Origin of the sequence: Porphyromonas circumdentaria (assembly GCF_900167105.1) — a bacterium.
Taxonomy (GTDB): domain Bacteria; phylum Bacteroidota; class Bacteroidia; order Bacteroidales; family Porphyromonadaceae; genus Porphyromonas; species Porphyromonas circumdentaria.
The window spans coordinates 32,590-46,841 of record NZ_FUXE01000009.1; the positions used below are offsets into that span (position 1 = coordinate 32,590).

Annotated in this window: 12 protein-coding genes; 8 read left to right on the forward strand and 4 right to left on the reverse strand. The window is 43.7% G+C overall.

Features of this window, described 5'->3' with window-relative positions; translation table 11 throughout:
- Positions 1-5 precede the first annotated feature (5 nt).
- The 6 genes from B5D06_RS05125 (at position 6) to B5D06_RS05150 (ending at position 7,706) form a co-directional block, all read left to right on the forward strand.
- The gene (locus B5D06_RS05125) at positions 6-2,024 is read left to right on the forward strand and encodes a DEAD/DEAH box helicase (RefSeq protein WP_078736940.1); all 2,019 of its coding nucleotides are present in this window, start codon (positions 6-8) and stop codon (positions 2,022-2,024) included.
- A gap of 197 nt (positions 2,025-2,221) precedes the next feature.
- Positions 2,222-3,976, forward strand: coding sequence for a signal peptide peptidase SppA (gene sppA, locus B5D06_RS05130; RefSeq protein ID WP_078736941.1), 1,755 nt, complete (start codon positions 2,222-2,224; stop codon positions 3,974-3,976).
- 59 nt (positions 3,977-4,035) lie between these two features.
- Complete coding sequence (lpxK, locus tag B5D06_RS05135; protein WP_078736942.1) at positions 4,036-5,127, forward strand: tetraacyldisaccharide 4'-kinase; 1,092 nt, start codon at positions 4,036-4,038, stop codon at positions 5,125-5,127.
- A gap of 5 nt (positions 5,128-5,132) precedes the next feature.
- On the forward strand, positions 5,133-6,203 hold the full coding sequence (gene thiL / locus B5D06_RS05140; protein ID WP_078736943.1) for a thiamine-phosphate kinase: 1,071 nt from the start codon (positions 5,133-5,135) through the stop codon (positions 6,201-6,203).
- Positions 6,200-6,973 carry an MlaE family ABC transporter permease gene (locus B5D06_RS05145; protein WP_078736944.1) on the forward strand — a complete coding sequence of 258 codons (774 nt, stop codon included), beginning with the start codon at positions 6,200-6,202 and terminating at the stop codon, positions 6,971-6,973. Before thiL ends, B5D06_RS05145 begins: the two co-directional genes overlap by 4 nt.
- A gap of 10 nt (positions 6,974-6,983) precedes the next feature.
- Positions 6,984-7,706 carry an ABC transporter ATP-binding protein gene (locus tag B5D06_RS05150; protein WP_078736945.1) on the forward strand — a complete coding sequence of 241 codons (723 nt, stop codon included), beginning with the start codon at positions 6,984-6,986 and terminating at the stop codon, positions 7,704-7,706.
- Between the two features lie 167 nt (positions 7,707-7,873).
- On the opposite strand, the gene B5D06_RS05155 is transcribed toward B5D06_RS05150, so the two are convergent.
- The gene (locus tag B5D06_RS05155; protein WP_078736946.1) at positions 7,874-9,130 is read right to left on the reverse strand and encodes a THUMP-like domain-containing protein; all 1,257 of its coding nucleotides are present in this window, start codon (positions 9,128-9,130) and stop codon (positions 7,874-7,876) included.
- An 86-nt stretch (positions 9,131-9,216) separates the two neighbouring features.
- On the opposite strand from B5D06_RS05155, the gene B5D06_RS05160 reads away from it, so the two are divergent.
- Both B5D06_RS05160 and B5D06_RS05165 read left to right on the forward strand, forming a co-directional pair.
- Positions 9,217-10,509, forward strand: a complete 1,293-nt coding sequence (locus B5D06_RS05160) for a type IX secretion system plug protein (RefSeq protein ID WP_078736947.1) — start codon at positions 9,217-9,219, stop codon at positions 10,507-10,509.
- A gap of 9 nt (positions 10,510-10,518) precedes the next feature.
- Positions 10,519-12,033, forward strand: coding sequence for a GH3 auxin-responsive promoter family protein (locus B5D06_RS05165; protein ID WP_078736948.1), 1,515 nt, complete (start codon positions 10,519-10,521; stop codon positions 12,031-12,033).
- Positions 12,034-12,183: 150 nt separating this feature from the next.
- On the opposite strand, the gene B5D06_RS05170 is transcribed toward B5D06_RS05165, so the two are convergent.
- Genes B5D06_RS05170 through B5D06_RS05180 form a run of 3 tightly spaced genes read right to left on the reverse strand, consistent with a single transcriptional unit; the run spans position 12,184 to position 14,228 of the window.
- On the reverse strand, positions 12,184-12,561 hold the full coding sequence (locus B5D06_RS05170; RefSeq protein WP_078736949.1) for a thioesterase family protein: 378 nt from the start codon (positions 12,559-12,561) through the stop codon (positions 12,184-12,186).
- 40 nt (positions 12,562-12,601) lie between these two features.
- Entirely contained in the window at positions 12,602-13,270 is a 669-nt protein-coding gene (locus B5D06_RS05175; protein WP_078736950.1) for a MarR family winged helix-turn-helix transcriptional regulator, read from the reverse strand.
- Positions 13,271-13,298: 28 nt separating this feature from the next.
- Complete coding sequence (locus B5D06_RS05180) at positions 13,299-14,228, reverse strand: M48 family metallopeptidase (RefSeq protein WP_078736951.1); 930 nt, start codon at positions 14,226-14,228, stop codon at positions 13,299-13,301.
- Positions 14,229-14,252: the final 24 nt, after the last annotated feature.

Genomic DNA, 14,252 nt, shown 5'->3' on the forward strand with positions numbered 1-14,252 from the left:
AAACTATGTCTGCCAAGCCTACTATCACTATTCCAGATCCCGAAAATTTGGAGATGGTTTATTTGCTCCGACTGATACGCGAGACGGAGCGGAGCATATTCTTGACGGGCAAAGCTGGAACGGGGAAGAGTACTCTTCTTAAACATATTAGCCAAACAATCAAGAAAAAACATGTCGTTTTAGCCCCCACAGGCATCTCTGCCCTAAATGCTGGCGGACAAACTATACACTCCTTTTTCAAATTACCCTTTGGGCCTCTTCCGCCTGGAGATAAAATAGTGAAGGAAACGCTCAAGAAAATTCGCAAGGAGCAACGAAAGCTCATACGCAATTTAGAGTTAATCATCATCGACGAGGTGTCTATGGTACGCTCCGATATTATAGATGCTATCGACCTTATTCTAAGAATAATAAGGGGGCGTATGTTTATGCCATTCGGCAGCATACAGATACTTTTTGTCGGCGATCTCTTCCAGTTAGAACCAGTTGTTACGTCACAAGATGCCGAGATACTAAGCAAATTTTATCACACAAACTTCTTCTACGGAGCCAATGCTTTTATCGCAAATAAACCGATTATCGTAGAATTAACGAAAGTGTACCGCCAAAAGGACAAAGAATTTGTTGCTATTTTAGACCAAATACGTACTGGGCAGGCCTCCGACCAAGAAGTAAAAAAACTCAACGAGCATACCCTACTCTCCGAGGAGAACCCCTCTTCTGCTCTTTTTGAAGAAGACTTCAATATAACTCTGACGACCCGACGAGACAGAGCTAAGGCAATCAACGAAGAACATTTGAAACGCCTTGTCGGAGATGAATATACCTTCAAAGGAACTGTACAAGACGAATTCCCCGAGGGCTCCCTACCCACTGAGGAGACTTTGGTCTTCAAAGAGGGGGCACAAGTAATGTTTGTGGCCAATGATCCACAACATCAGTGGGTAAATGGTTCCTTGGGACAATTCTTGGAATTTGATGAAGAAACAGGTAACGCAGCTGTTCAGCTCGAAAGTGGAGCAATATGCCTTGTACAACGTTTTACGTGGGAAAACAAACGCTATATACTCAACCCCGAAACCAACTCCATCGAAGAGGAAACAATCGGCAGGTTTACGCAAATTCCACTCAAATTAGCTTGGGCTATCACTATACATAAGAGCCAGGGACTAACCTTCGAACACGTAACAGTAGACTTTTGCAACGGAACTTTTGCAGCAGGACAGGCCTATGTAGCCCTAAGCCGCTGTCGCTCTCTTGAGGGTATGAGGCTCACTCGACCCTTTAGGAAGTATGATATCATTATCCGTCCCGAAATAATAGAGTATTACCAGCAAGCAGGTAATGAGGAGCTATTCCAAGAAATATTGGAGGAGAGCAAAGCGTTATCGTTGTACCTCCAATCTATAAATGCGCTTAATGAGGGGCGTTTGGTAGACTCTATCTCTACTCTATCGGAGGCACTCCAATCCAAAAACATGCTCGACTCTCCTCGTTTTAGACGTCTTTTCATCAATAAGCTCTATCAAGTAGAGCGAGTGATTCAGACCCTAAAAAAACAATCCTTGGCAGATAATAAAATGGAGGATACTCTCACCTCTTTTTCCGAAGAGTATATCGAGATGGGTGACCAATGCTTAGAGGAAATAGGAGGATATCAAGCCGCTCTACGCTCCTATGAAAAGGCTCTGGCTCTGACCCCGAAAAATCCAAAAGCACTGGCGCGTAAAGCCAAAGTATTACGTCTTTTGGGCTCCTATGAAGAGGCCTTGGCTCTATTAACAGAGGCATATCAAAACTTTTACCGACACTTGGAGCTGTCCATGCAGTTGGGGCTTGTCTACATAGACATCAACAAACAAGAAAAAGCCTATGACGTATTAAGTCGGCTACAGACAGAACACCCCGAAGATATCCCCCTATTAGCACAATTAGTAGAGTTATCGGGAGTTCTGGGATATGAGAAAGAGAGGAAAAGGTATAAAACGCTACTAACCAAACAGCAGCGTAAAAGGCAGTCGTAACCTATTTCTCTTCTTTTCCTCCTCTGTTTAAGAGGCTTTCTATATCGGAAAAACTCATCGCTAACAGAAGCCAGAAAAATCGATGCCCAAGGGGATAAAAAGACCTTAATAAATAGGATACAAGGCTTTTCACACGTGTAAAGTAGTATTATTACGTTGCTTTTCTTATTTTTGTAGAGTATTTGCAAATAAAAAATATGAAAGATTTTCTTAAGATGTTCCTGGCCGCAGTGTTGGCCTTCTTCGTAGGATCTGTAATTATATCCTGCCTAAGTATTATTCTGTTGATCGGGTTTGTGGCTTCTACTTCGATTTCTACCCAAGGAGCTCCCGTAAAAATAGAGAGTGGCTCGGTACTTGAGGTGAACTTTAGCAACCTACAAGAGAAAGTAGCTACAACTCCTTTTGATGACCTTTTCGGTTCTTCAGACAAAGGCACCCTTTCACTAACCGACGTTATAGCCAGCATCCGCAAGGCAAAAGATAATCCCAATATTGAGGGAATACTACTTACAGCCAATATTCCGAGCGGGGGAATGGCTTCTATCTCGGAAGTTCGTAAAGCATTGCAAGAGTTCAAATCCTCTGGTAAATTCATCATTGCCTATGCAGACATTTACAACCAGAAAGGTTACTATCTCGCTTCTGTAGCAGATAAAATATACCTCAATCCCCAAGGGATGATCGAACTAAACGGTATCTACGTATCTAACGTATTCTTTAAGAAAGCCCTTGAAAATCTTGGAGTGGAAATGCAAGTCTTCAAAGTAGGTACCTACAAAGGAGCTGTAGAGCCCTTTTTATTGGATCGTCTGAGTGAACCCAACAGAGAGCAAATAACCTCTTTCAGTTCTGCTTTATGGGATAACCTTCTTGAGGGTATAGCTAAAGAACGAAAAATAGAGGTTGCAACTCTTCAAGCTTTTGCCGATAGAGGTCCCGTTTTCCTTCCTCAACAGGAGTATCTCGAAAATAAACTCGTTGACAGCCTTCTTTTCAAACGTGAGGTTATGGATCTACTGAAAGCAAAAGACGAGGTAGATGACGATATGAAGCTCGTCTCTCTTACCAATATGAATAGAACTAAGGGTTACACCCCTAAAGGGAATGACAAGGTAGGAGTACTCTTTGCCGAAGGAGCAATCATGGCGGGTAAAGAGCGTGGCACGATAACAGAAGAATTGGCACAGAGATTAATTGATATTGCCGATGAAGATGAAATCGATGCGGTCGTACTACGAGTAAACTCTCCTGGGGGAAGTAGCTTCGTTTCGGAACAGATTTGGGATGCCGTACAATTTGTGAAGAGCAAGAAACCCATCGTTGTTTCTATGGGAGACTTTGCAGCCTCTGGCGGGTACTACATATCATGTGCTTCAAGCTATATATTTGCAGAGCCTACTACTATCACAGGTTCTATCGGTATCTATGGTATCTTCCCCAACTTTGCAGGAACAGCAAAAAAACTATCTCTTACAGAAGATGGAGTTAAGACTGCGAAGTATGCCGACTTTGGTAATGCTTTCAGACCTATGAGAGAGGATGAAAAAGAAATCATGCAACGCTATATAGAACTCGGTTACGATACATTCATTACCCGAGTTGCCGATGGTCGTAAACTAACGAAAGAGCAAGTAGACAATGTAGGACAAGGCCGAGTTTGGACAGGCTCACAAGCTCTCCAACACGGATTGGTAGACGGCTTAGGTGGCTTGGATGAAGCTATCGAAAAGGCTGCAGAACTTGCCGAGATAACCTCCTACACCATCGAGTATGAAAAAACTTATAGAGATCGTTTCGAAGAACTATTCTCTTCTCTCTCTTACACAGTCTCTCAAAGCATCCTCGAGAGAGTTTTGACGAAAGAAGAAATCGAAGCCCTTAAAGAGACACGATCATACCGAGAGAATGCAGGTGTACAAGCACGTTTGATGTATAACATAAAAATGTAATAAATATCGAAGAGGAGTTACCCACTATAGGGGTAGCTCCTCTTCGGAGCTTTTTCTCTATGAAAAATCGCAGCATATACAGATGTCTGTATCCCATTTCATTTTTATATGGGGTGGGAGTTCGGCTGCGAAATTATCTGTACAACAAAGAGATACTTAAGAGTAAAAGCTACCCTATCCCCATTATTTGCATTGGGAACCTCTCGGTGGGAGGTTCGGGGAAAACGCCGATGGTGGAATATTTGATACGACACTTGGGGTCGAAATATCGCATCGCTGTTGTAAGTAGAGGGTATAAAAGACGCAGCAAGGGCTTAGTAATAGCTCTTCCTAACGATACCGCCTCTCAAATAGGAGACGAACCTCGGCAAATACTCTACAACTTTCCAAAAGTCATGATGGTACTTGATGGCAATAGACGTAGAGCCATTGAGTATCTTCTATCTCTTCCAAAAGAGGAACAGCCCGAGATAATCCTTTTAGATGATGGATTTCAGCACCGCAGAGTACTCCCCTCACTCTCAATCCTTCTTACAGATTGGAACAAACCCTATATAAAGGATAAATTGCTTCCCGTAGGCCGACTACGAGAGAGTCTCGAGGGAGCTCTCAGAGCAGATTGCATAATTCTCACACGATGTCCAGAGGAAATTCCCCCCATTGAGTACCGAATCATGGAGCGTAACCTATCTCTGTACCCTCATCAAAGTCTTCTTTTCAGTCGTACTGTATCTGGAGATCTTACTCCCCTCTTTCCCAAAGAGGCGGTAGCGGCAAATAACGGCAACGTAAAGCAGAGAGTAATTGCCATAGCTGGTATAGCCCAGCCAGAGTATTTTTTCGCCGATTTGAAGAAACGCTTTAATGTAATAAAGACGTTACATTATCCCGATCATCACCACTTCTCAGAGCGAGAATTAGCTTCTTTCTCTACCCTTTTAAGTGACCACCCTTCTTCGCTATTGGTACTAACGCAAAAAGATGCTGTGCGCATTATAGACTATAAGGAAAAGCTCCCTCAGCAATTAAAAAGTAGACTATACTACATCCCCATAGAGACAGTATTATCAGAAGAGGATAGTACTAAACTCGAAAAGATTGTGGAGAAAACAATCCGCCAAGTTAACCAAAACTCTTCCCTACATTTATAAATCTTATGGCAACAAAAATATCAGAGCTTGGAGAGTTTGCACTCATCCAACGCCTTACTGAGCAGCAAAAGTTAGGCAATAAGACAACCCTCTTTGGAGTTGGCGACGATGCTGCCGTACTATCTGCCCCTAATGGTTCCCAACAATTGGTTACCACCGATTTGTTATTGGAGGGCATACATTTCGATTTGATGTATGTCCCCCTTAAGCACCTTGGTTATAAGGCCGTAATGGTGAACCTCTCTGACATCTTCGCCATGAATGGGAAACCCGAACAAATCACGGTATCCATCGGTATATCTGCAAAGTTTTCTGTTGAACAAATCGACGAACTCTACCAAGGAATATACCTTGCCGCACAGCGATATGGAGTAGATGTGGTAGGAGGAGATACCTCTTCTTCGCTCAATGGACTGGTCATCAGTATAACCTGTATCGGCTATGCCCAGCCCGAAAAAGTGGTGTATCGCCATGGAGCGAAGCCCACCGATTTGATTTGTGTGACGGGGGACTTAGGAGCTGCCTACATGGGGTTACTCCTTTTAGAACGCGAGAAAAAGGTCTTCCAAGCAGACCCTACTCCATTCTTTACCCCTGATTTTTCAGGGAGAGAATACCTCATAGAACGCCAACTGAAACCCGAGGCAAGAGGAGATGTTATAGCTCTTCTGGCAGAGCGCAATCTCTTACCTTCTTCGATGATGGATATTTCGGACGGGCTCTCCAGCGAATTACTACACATAGCCAATAGAAGTAAAGTAGGAATACGTGTATATGAAGAACGTATCCCTATAGACCACGAAACTGTTGCAGCGGCAGAAGATATGCACATAGCCCCTATTACAGCAGCATTAAACGGAGGGGAAGATTACGAACTACTATTCACTCTTCCCATTACAGCAAGTGATTACATACAAGACTTTCCTGGAGTTTCTCTGATAGGATACGTTACAGACCCTTCGGAAGGATGTCATATAGTAGCAAAAGATGGCAGTGCCATTCCCCTTGTTGCACAGGGATGGACTATGTCTAAAGGATTCACCTCAAACCAATCGAAGACAGAAACAGAGAAATGATAGATTCGAAAAAAATTCTTCAACCCTTTAATAGAGCTTTATCTGACGTTGGTCAGTACTCTATGCTCATGAAGCAGGTTTTTACTCGTCCAGTGCGATGGGGTATATTCTTCAAATCACTAATACGAGAGATATTGGACATGGGGTTAGGCTCTATATGGATTGTAGTGATTATCTCCTTTTTTATCGGCTCGGTAATTACTATCCAGTTGGCCATCAATATGAGCTCTCCGTTCATTCCTCGGTTCACAATCGGTTACGCTACGCGTGAAATTGTTTTGTTAGAATTTTCCTCCTCTATTATGTGTCTCATTTTAGCGGGAAAAATAGGCTCCAGTATCGCCTCCGAGCTCGGCACCATGCGTGTAACGGAGCAGATAGATGCCCTCGAAGTGATGGGAATCAACTCCGCCAACTTTCTAATCTTACCGAAGATTACGGGACTACTTCTTTTCATTCCCATACTGTCTATTATCAGTATGGCAACGGCTATTGGCGGAGGTTTTCTGGCCACATTCGTTACCCCAAGCATAACAGCGAGTGATTTTGAGTATGGCATGCAACTCTATTTTAATGCCTATAACATTGTTTACTCTATCGTAAAATCTCTGGTGTATGCTTTTATAATAACGTCGGGGGCAAGCTATTTTGGTTACACGGTTAAGGGGGGAGCACTTGCCGTTGGTCATGCAAGTACCAATGCCGTGGTAACGAGTAGTGTATTGATACTGCTTGCCGATGTCCTTCTAACCAACTTATTACTCATTTAATATACACACCATGATTGTAGTAGAGCAATTAACCAAAAGTTTTGACGATAAGATTGTACTTCGTGGCGTTGATGCTGTCTTCAAACCTGCTACAACCAATCTAATCATAGGAAGAAGTGGAGCGGGGAAAACCGTTCTACTGAAAAGTCTCATCGGACTTATAGAGCCAACATCGGGGAGAATACTCTTTGAGGATATAAACATCTGTCAGTTTACCAAAGAACAAACCAAGACGCTGCGACAAAACATGGGGGTTATGTTCCAAGGCTCCGCACTATTTGACAGCATGACCATACTGGAAAATGTCCGTTTCCCATTAGACGCCTTTAGCAAAAAATCTCTAAGCTACCGCAAAGGACAGGCGATGGAGTATCTCAAAAAGGTTGGATTGGCACAAGCGGCCAATAAATATCCCTCTGAGGTTAGTGGGGGGATGATGAAACGTGCTGCTCTTGCTCGTGCTATCGTTAACCACCCGAAATACCTCTTTTGTGACGAACCCAACTCAGGCTTAGACCCCAAAACGGGGGGAACCATAGACCAACTCATCAAAGATCTAACTCTTGAGTTTGAGATAACGACCGTTATCAACACTCATGATATGAATTCTGTGCAGAACATCGGAGACCATATCCTATTCCTGCACAAAGGGCTGAAAAATTGGGAGGGAAGTTACAAGGATATTGAAACCTCTGCAACAGACCAACTCAAAAATTTTCTCTCTCTTTTCTAACTATAAAAAATTCCGTATATACGCGGCGAAATTTTTGTATATACGGAAATTTCCTTGTGGACAACGTTTTTTTTGAGGGCTACAAAGACACCAAAAAACACCTGTTTACCAGCCATTTACAAAACATCATGCGACACCTCTCTCGTAGTATCGTTATGGGGTATATATTAGGATGTATGTTCTACAGGCTGCACACGTAGTATAACGAGAGTGTCGTCATAAATTGTAGTTCCAAAAAGCCGTACTTCATCGCCCGATTTTATTCCACTCTTTGCATAAAACTGTTCTGGTTTAAGTGGGAAATTACGTGCCGAAAAGTTGGCTCTCGGGATAGATTTTTTCAACCGCTTCAGTACTCCCGAACTAAAAGGTATCTCTTCCACGATTTGATATACCTTGCCAGGAAAGTCGATACAAAGACGCTCCGAGGTGTAAAGATGTGAATTGGGATGCAAACTCTTTACCCTCCACCTATGGGCTATCGTTCTATAAAGTCCGCTCTTAAAAGCTCCCGCATGTGGTAGATACAAGTATTTTCCTACTTCCGTTGCAATAGAGAGTGCCTGCCCTCGCTCCTCTTGCAGTGTACCGATAAAAAAGTGTTCTGCCTTCCCCTCTGAGGTCAGTGTAGTAACTTTTATCGGTATTTCCCCTTCACTTCGCTCCCTGTCCCAACGCTCTATAAAGACCAATAGCTCCTTTACCTCCCCTTGTGATACGACAATCTCTATAAATGAAACTTTCGGCATTTGGCGGAGAGTATCCGTTACATCAACCATCGGCGAAAGCTTAATCAGTACTCGCCCTTGATAGCCGAGTTCGTTGAGACGAGTACATACCGTTAAAGGATTAGGTACAATGTCCTGCAAGCCATAGGTTCTGCGGCCTGTTTCGGAACGCCTTGCGGGGTCAAAATAAAACAATGTAGTTCCCTCTCGAACAACCCTGTCAAGACAATCGTTCATATCGGCATGTAGGATGGAAAGGACTAAGTCTTTTTTACCCTCCAATAGGCGTGGCAAATTGTAACGAGCCGCTTCTACAAAAAATCCTTTCCTCTCTATATAAGTAGCCGTGTGAGCCAACTTTGCCATAGCAACAAAGTCTATTCCTAATCCCCCCGTTCCATCGACAAGTATCTCTCCCTCATGCACATAATTTTGCTTATAAAGAGCTGTCGCCTCACTCGAAGCCTGCTCGTAGGAGATGCCAGCAGGAAGAAATATCCTCTTGGATACCAACGAGGGGTATTTCAAGAGCATTTTTCCCCGATAAGTTAGCTGTCGTACCACATCTGCCTGTAGTTCTTTCGGAATGACCGTACTTCCCAAAAGTATCCTGTCGGGAGATAGATGCTCATAAGTAGCGACCCATTCCATTATTGCCTTTATCTTTTCGCTGGCAGATTCGCAAGAGTGATTCATAAAAGAGAGAAGTTTGTAGAAAGCTCCTTTACTCCTTAAGAGCTTTTATAAGCATTTTGCATGCCGAAATTAAGTATATTTGCCGAATGAAGCTGTATAGTCGCCTCTGGATAGGCTTATTATCAGGTCTTTTTATCATCGTTGGAAAGAGTTGGGCTAATCCGATTTTCCCAACTCGGCTATTAAACAATTCGGTAGCTGGGCTTACTGTTTCCGTGGCGGGGACAACCTCATGGCGACCTTTTCCCTACTATACTCCATCCCTCGGGGAGGCTCTTATCATAGAGTTTGATTTTTTAGGGGGAGAGTTAGTCCCCTTCTCTTATACGCTGAAGCACTATACAGCACAATGGGAGAATAGTGGCTTAGCCCCCTCAGAATATATCAAAGGCTTTATTAGCGGAGAGATCACCGAGAGTAAACTCTCTGAGGCTACGAAAGTTTCCTACCGCCACTACTCCCTACGTCTTGACAACTCTGCCCCCTCGCAACCCATTCTATCGGGCAACTATATCCTACAAATCTTTCCAGCTAATGAGAGTGCAGAGAATCCCTATTTAGAAGTTGCCTTTTCTCTATTAGAGCCTATTGCCAGCATCGAGTCTACTGTTACCCCAATTACCCAAAAAGAGAGCTATGGAGGTACCCAACAAGTCAATCTTTTACTAAAGACAAAAGAGCTCAGAGTAACCAACCCTATACAGGAGTTGACAATTGTTGTCGGACAAAACAGTCGTCATGACAACGCTGTATATCTGTCACAACCATCGGGTATCACAGGCGGGCAACTTCGGTACGATTATAATCAAGGAGCTCTCTTTGCAGCAGGCAACGAGTATTATGCCTATGAAATACTGAATGACAACATATCGGGCATGGGAATAGATCGCTTGGTATCGACCTCAAATGCGACACAACTACTATTGTACCCCCAGAGTCAGAGGAGCCAAACCTCTTATCTTTTCAATCAAGATGCAGATGGACAATACGTAATACGCTCCATTGAAACGGGAGGAACAAGCGATGTTAATACCGACTACTACGAAGTATTTTTCTACTACTACGCACCACCTCTACATAATAATGAGCAGCTCTATCTGTTTGGAGAAGCTTTTGATGCTCTTCCTATGGAGGAAAGGAAGCTAACCTACGATGCCAATTTGGGTGCCTACACGGGGCAAGTTTTCCTCAAAGGAGGCTATGTATCCTTTACCTATCTCTCCTCCTCAGACAACCTCTCTTTCTCTGGAGAGCAGACTGAGGGTAATTTTTACCCGACCTCTAACCTATACACCAGTTTTGTCTACTACCGCCCTCAAGGAGCTCGCTATGACCGCTTGGTAGGAGTAGATACAATCCGCTATAATCACCAACAATAAACAACTCACATGGATGCTTTTACTCGCCTTATTTACACGGCTATGTCTATGCGTATAAAGAGCATAGAGCAGTATAATCACCAATCTTTACAACTACAAGAGAGGCAGCTAAAGAGAGTACTTCGTTGCCTGCAAGCCACCGAATACGGGCGTCGCTACAATGCCCACACTGTAAAAAATGCCGAAGACTATGCAAAGGCTCTTCCCATCGTGTCATACGACAACATAGCTTCCTATACAGAGCGTATGCTCACTGGCGAACGTAATCTTTTAGTCAAAGGAGGGTGCGATAGATTTGCCGTATCGAGCGGAACATCTGCAGGTAGGAGCAAACGACTTCCCGTCAACGCACTGCATCTGCAAGCATGCCATTTCAAAGGGGCTTCCGATACACTCTGGCTCTATCTTTCGACCCGACCCGACAGTCGCTTCTTTGCAACGAAAGGTCTCACTCTGGGAGGAAGTCAAAAACCCGTATCTCTGATGGAGAACATATCGCAAGGCGACCTTAGCTCCATACTCATCGAGAAGATGCCCTCTTTGGGTAATATGATCAGAGTGCCCTCGAAGCAAACACTACTCATGGAAGAGTGGGATGCTAAAATGGAGCAAATTATACGAGAGGTTGCCTACGCTCGAGTAGGGAGCATATCAGGAGTTCCCTCGTGGATGTTGCACCTTATAAAAGGCGTATTGGAGTATACGGGCAAGGAAAGCTTATCTGACGTATGGCCCGACTTGGAGGTATTTTTCCACGGAGGTATCAGTTTTCTGCCCTACCAAGAGGAGTATCGTCGATTGATTCCCTCTCCCAAAATGCAGTACCGCGAGACCTACAACGCCTCAGAAGGTTTTTTCGGCATACAGAACGATCCCTCCGACACTTCACTCCTACTCATGCTCGACTATGGGATCTACTATGAATTCGTTCCCTTAAGCGAATTGGACAAAGAGCATCCCTCTGCCGTTCCCTTAGAAGGGGTCAAAGTCGGCACTACCTATGCCCTTGTTATAAGCACTCTCGGAGGGTTGTATCGCTACATGCTTGGGGACACCATCTCTTTTACAAGTACTCACCCCTACAAGATAAAAATTGTAGGGCGTACCGCCTCGTACATCAATGCATTTGGGGAGGAACTTATGGTCTTTAATGCAGATGCTGCTCTCTCTAAAGTTGCCCAAGAATTCGGCGTTACTGTACGGGACTATACTGCTGCTCCTCTTTTTCTCAACGAAGAGGGCAAAGGAAGGCATGATTGGGTTATAGAGTTCGAAGAGGCTCCACAAGATGTAGAGGCTTTTGCCCTGCGTCTGCATGAGCTGTTGCGCTTGGAAAACTCCGATTATGATGCCAAAAGTTACAATAACATGACCTTGCTACCACTAAAAATCTATATAGCACCCTCGGGTACATTCAATGCTTATCTGGCATCTGAGGGGAAATTAGGGGGGCAACACAAAGTACCTCGACTCAAAAACGACCGTACACTTATCGACCGTCTTCTTGATATAATAAAGCCGTAAAGGAAGCTTTTTACCCTTTCCCTGAGAAGAAGTTACTCAACGTATAAGAAATATAATCATACACAAAAAGACTGTTGCGGAGTGCCAAATATAAGATCTCTGCAACAGTCTTTAGATTTTATAATGCCAGCCTCAGGGGCGCAATCTCTCTTACGAGAGCTTAGCCATAAAGCGTTCTTTGTCGATAATAAATCGGTCCAACGTACCCTCGCCGATTGTCTCATTCTCTGCGTTTACAGCTTTGAGAGCAAAAGTCAATTTGCGACCATCAATCGCTGTCAATTCGGCAGATACTGTAATCTTAGCTCCCATAGGAGTAGCTTTTAGGTGTTCTACCGACAAATGGATACCTACTGTAGACGTACCTTCCTCTAAAAGAGGAGTTACCAACTGTACCGATGCCTGTTCCATTAGAGCTATCATAGCAGGAGTTCCCAGTACGGACAAATCTCCAGAGCCTACTGTTATAGCAGAATGTTGTTCTGCAACAATTACGTCGAAACTTTTTTTCTGATTGACTGTTAGCATAGTTCCTTATAATAATTAAATTGTTCGTTTGTATTTAATACTATTGCGCTTTTTGCTCCTCTGTAAAGAGGTTATTCATTTCTAAAAGCGAATCATCGTGATGCTCCATAAAGAGCATTCTATTGTGTGCATCTAATAAATGATGCATCCGATGTAAGACTCTCTTTTGTGCATCCGTTAAAGGATAGAAGAGTATCTTCACGGCCAGTTGCAATTGAGGGAAGAGTTGAGCAAGTTCTTCCCGCCCTTTCTCGGTAATAGACACATAAAGGCTACGTCTATCGTTCTCGTTTACTCTTTGTGAGATTAATCCATTTTTCAAAAGCCTATTGATTACCTCGGCACCAGAAGTCTTCTCCATCACATTGATGTTATTCAATTCTGTTTTAGTCATCATAGGATTTTGTAACAAGCAGACCAAATAAGTATACTCCTCCATGGTTAGCAGAGCACTTCCCCTTAGTGCTTTTTTGAAGTACCCTCTCAGATAACGGAAAAGAAAGCTTAAGTCTTGTGCTATCAGAGCGTCAATCGTGGTACCTCTTGCAGTTACGCCAAAAGAATACTCCTCTGCTGGGTTCTCTTTTTTCGCCCGCTCCGAAAGGAAAGCAGCAAAATCATCTAAGGAACAAGTATCCCTATCGGCATAGAGTTGTTCAAAAGCATTTATCTCTGGTAAAAGTCTCTCTAAGAGTTCGTACGGTTTCATTTATTCGTCTCCTTTGGGTCGTAGTTACTTATTTCTTTGGATTGTTTTTCTTCGTTTGCGGGCGGGACTGCGCCTTTTTCTTCGTCTCTTCTTTCTTCCCCTCTACGGGAAGACTTTTTATAGAATTATTCCTCTTATACTCTTCATAGTAAGGCAAGGCATTGGGCATATACTCCTTAATTTTCTGGATACGCTTCTCATCACTCGGATGCGTACTTAGTAAATCGAAAGAGTTAGAACCTCCCTGCTGCGACATCTTGGTCCAAAAAGAGATAGCCTCTTGAGGATTATACCCCGCCATGGCCATAAAAACCAATCCTATCTGATCTGCCTCGTGCTCCTGCGTGCGACTATAAGGCAGAGAGATTAACACCTGTGAGCCCAATCCATACGCTTGTTGGATAACAGTCTTTGTCAATGCCGAGGTAGACCCTACCGCTTGACCCAAAATACTCGCCCCCATACGGCGAAGAATCTCTGTGCTCAAACGCTCATTGCTGTGCTGGGCTATGGCATGACTGACCTCATGAGAAACAACGGTAGCTAACTCTGCGTCGGTAGCGCACAAGGGAAGAATACCCGTATAGATGACAATCTTTCCTCCAGGCATACAAAAAGCGTTGACACGTCTGTCGGCTATAAGTGTAAACTGCCACTCCATTTGTCGGGCCAGAGCCTCCATTCCATTACTCTGAAGATATTTTGTAGTCGCATCGGCTATATCTCTACACACTTTCTCCACACGCTTCACTTTAGCAGGGTCGTTGCTATGGGGCATTTCGGCTATATAGCTAACATATTGTGCCTTGCTAGTCTGAATGATTTCGGTCTCACTGACCAAGTTGAGCGACCTGCGCCCAGAAACTGGCACCGTACGACAGGCACTAAAAAAGGTGCTGGTCAGAAAGGTGGCCAACAGTAAACGGAGCAACCCTCTTGATAAATATTTTCTTCTCATGCTAATAATTTCCTTTTACTCATT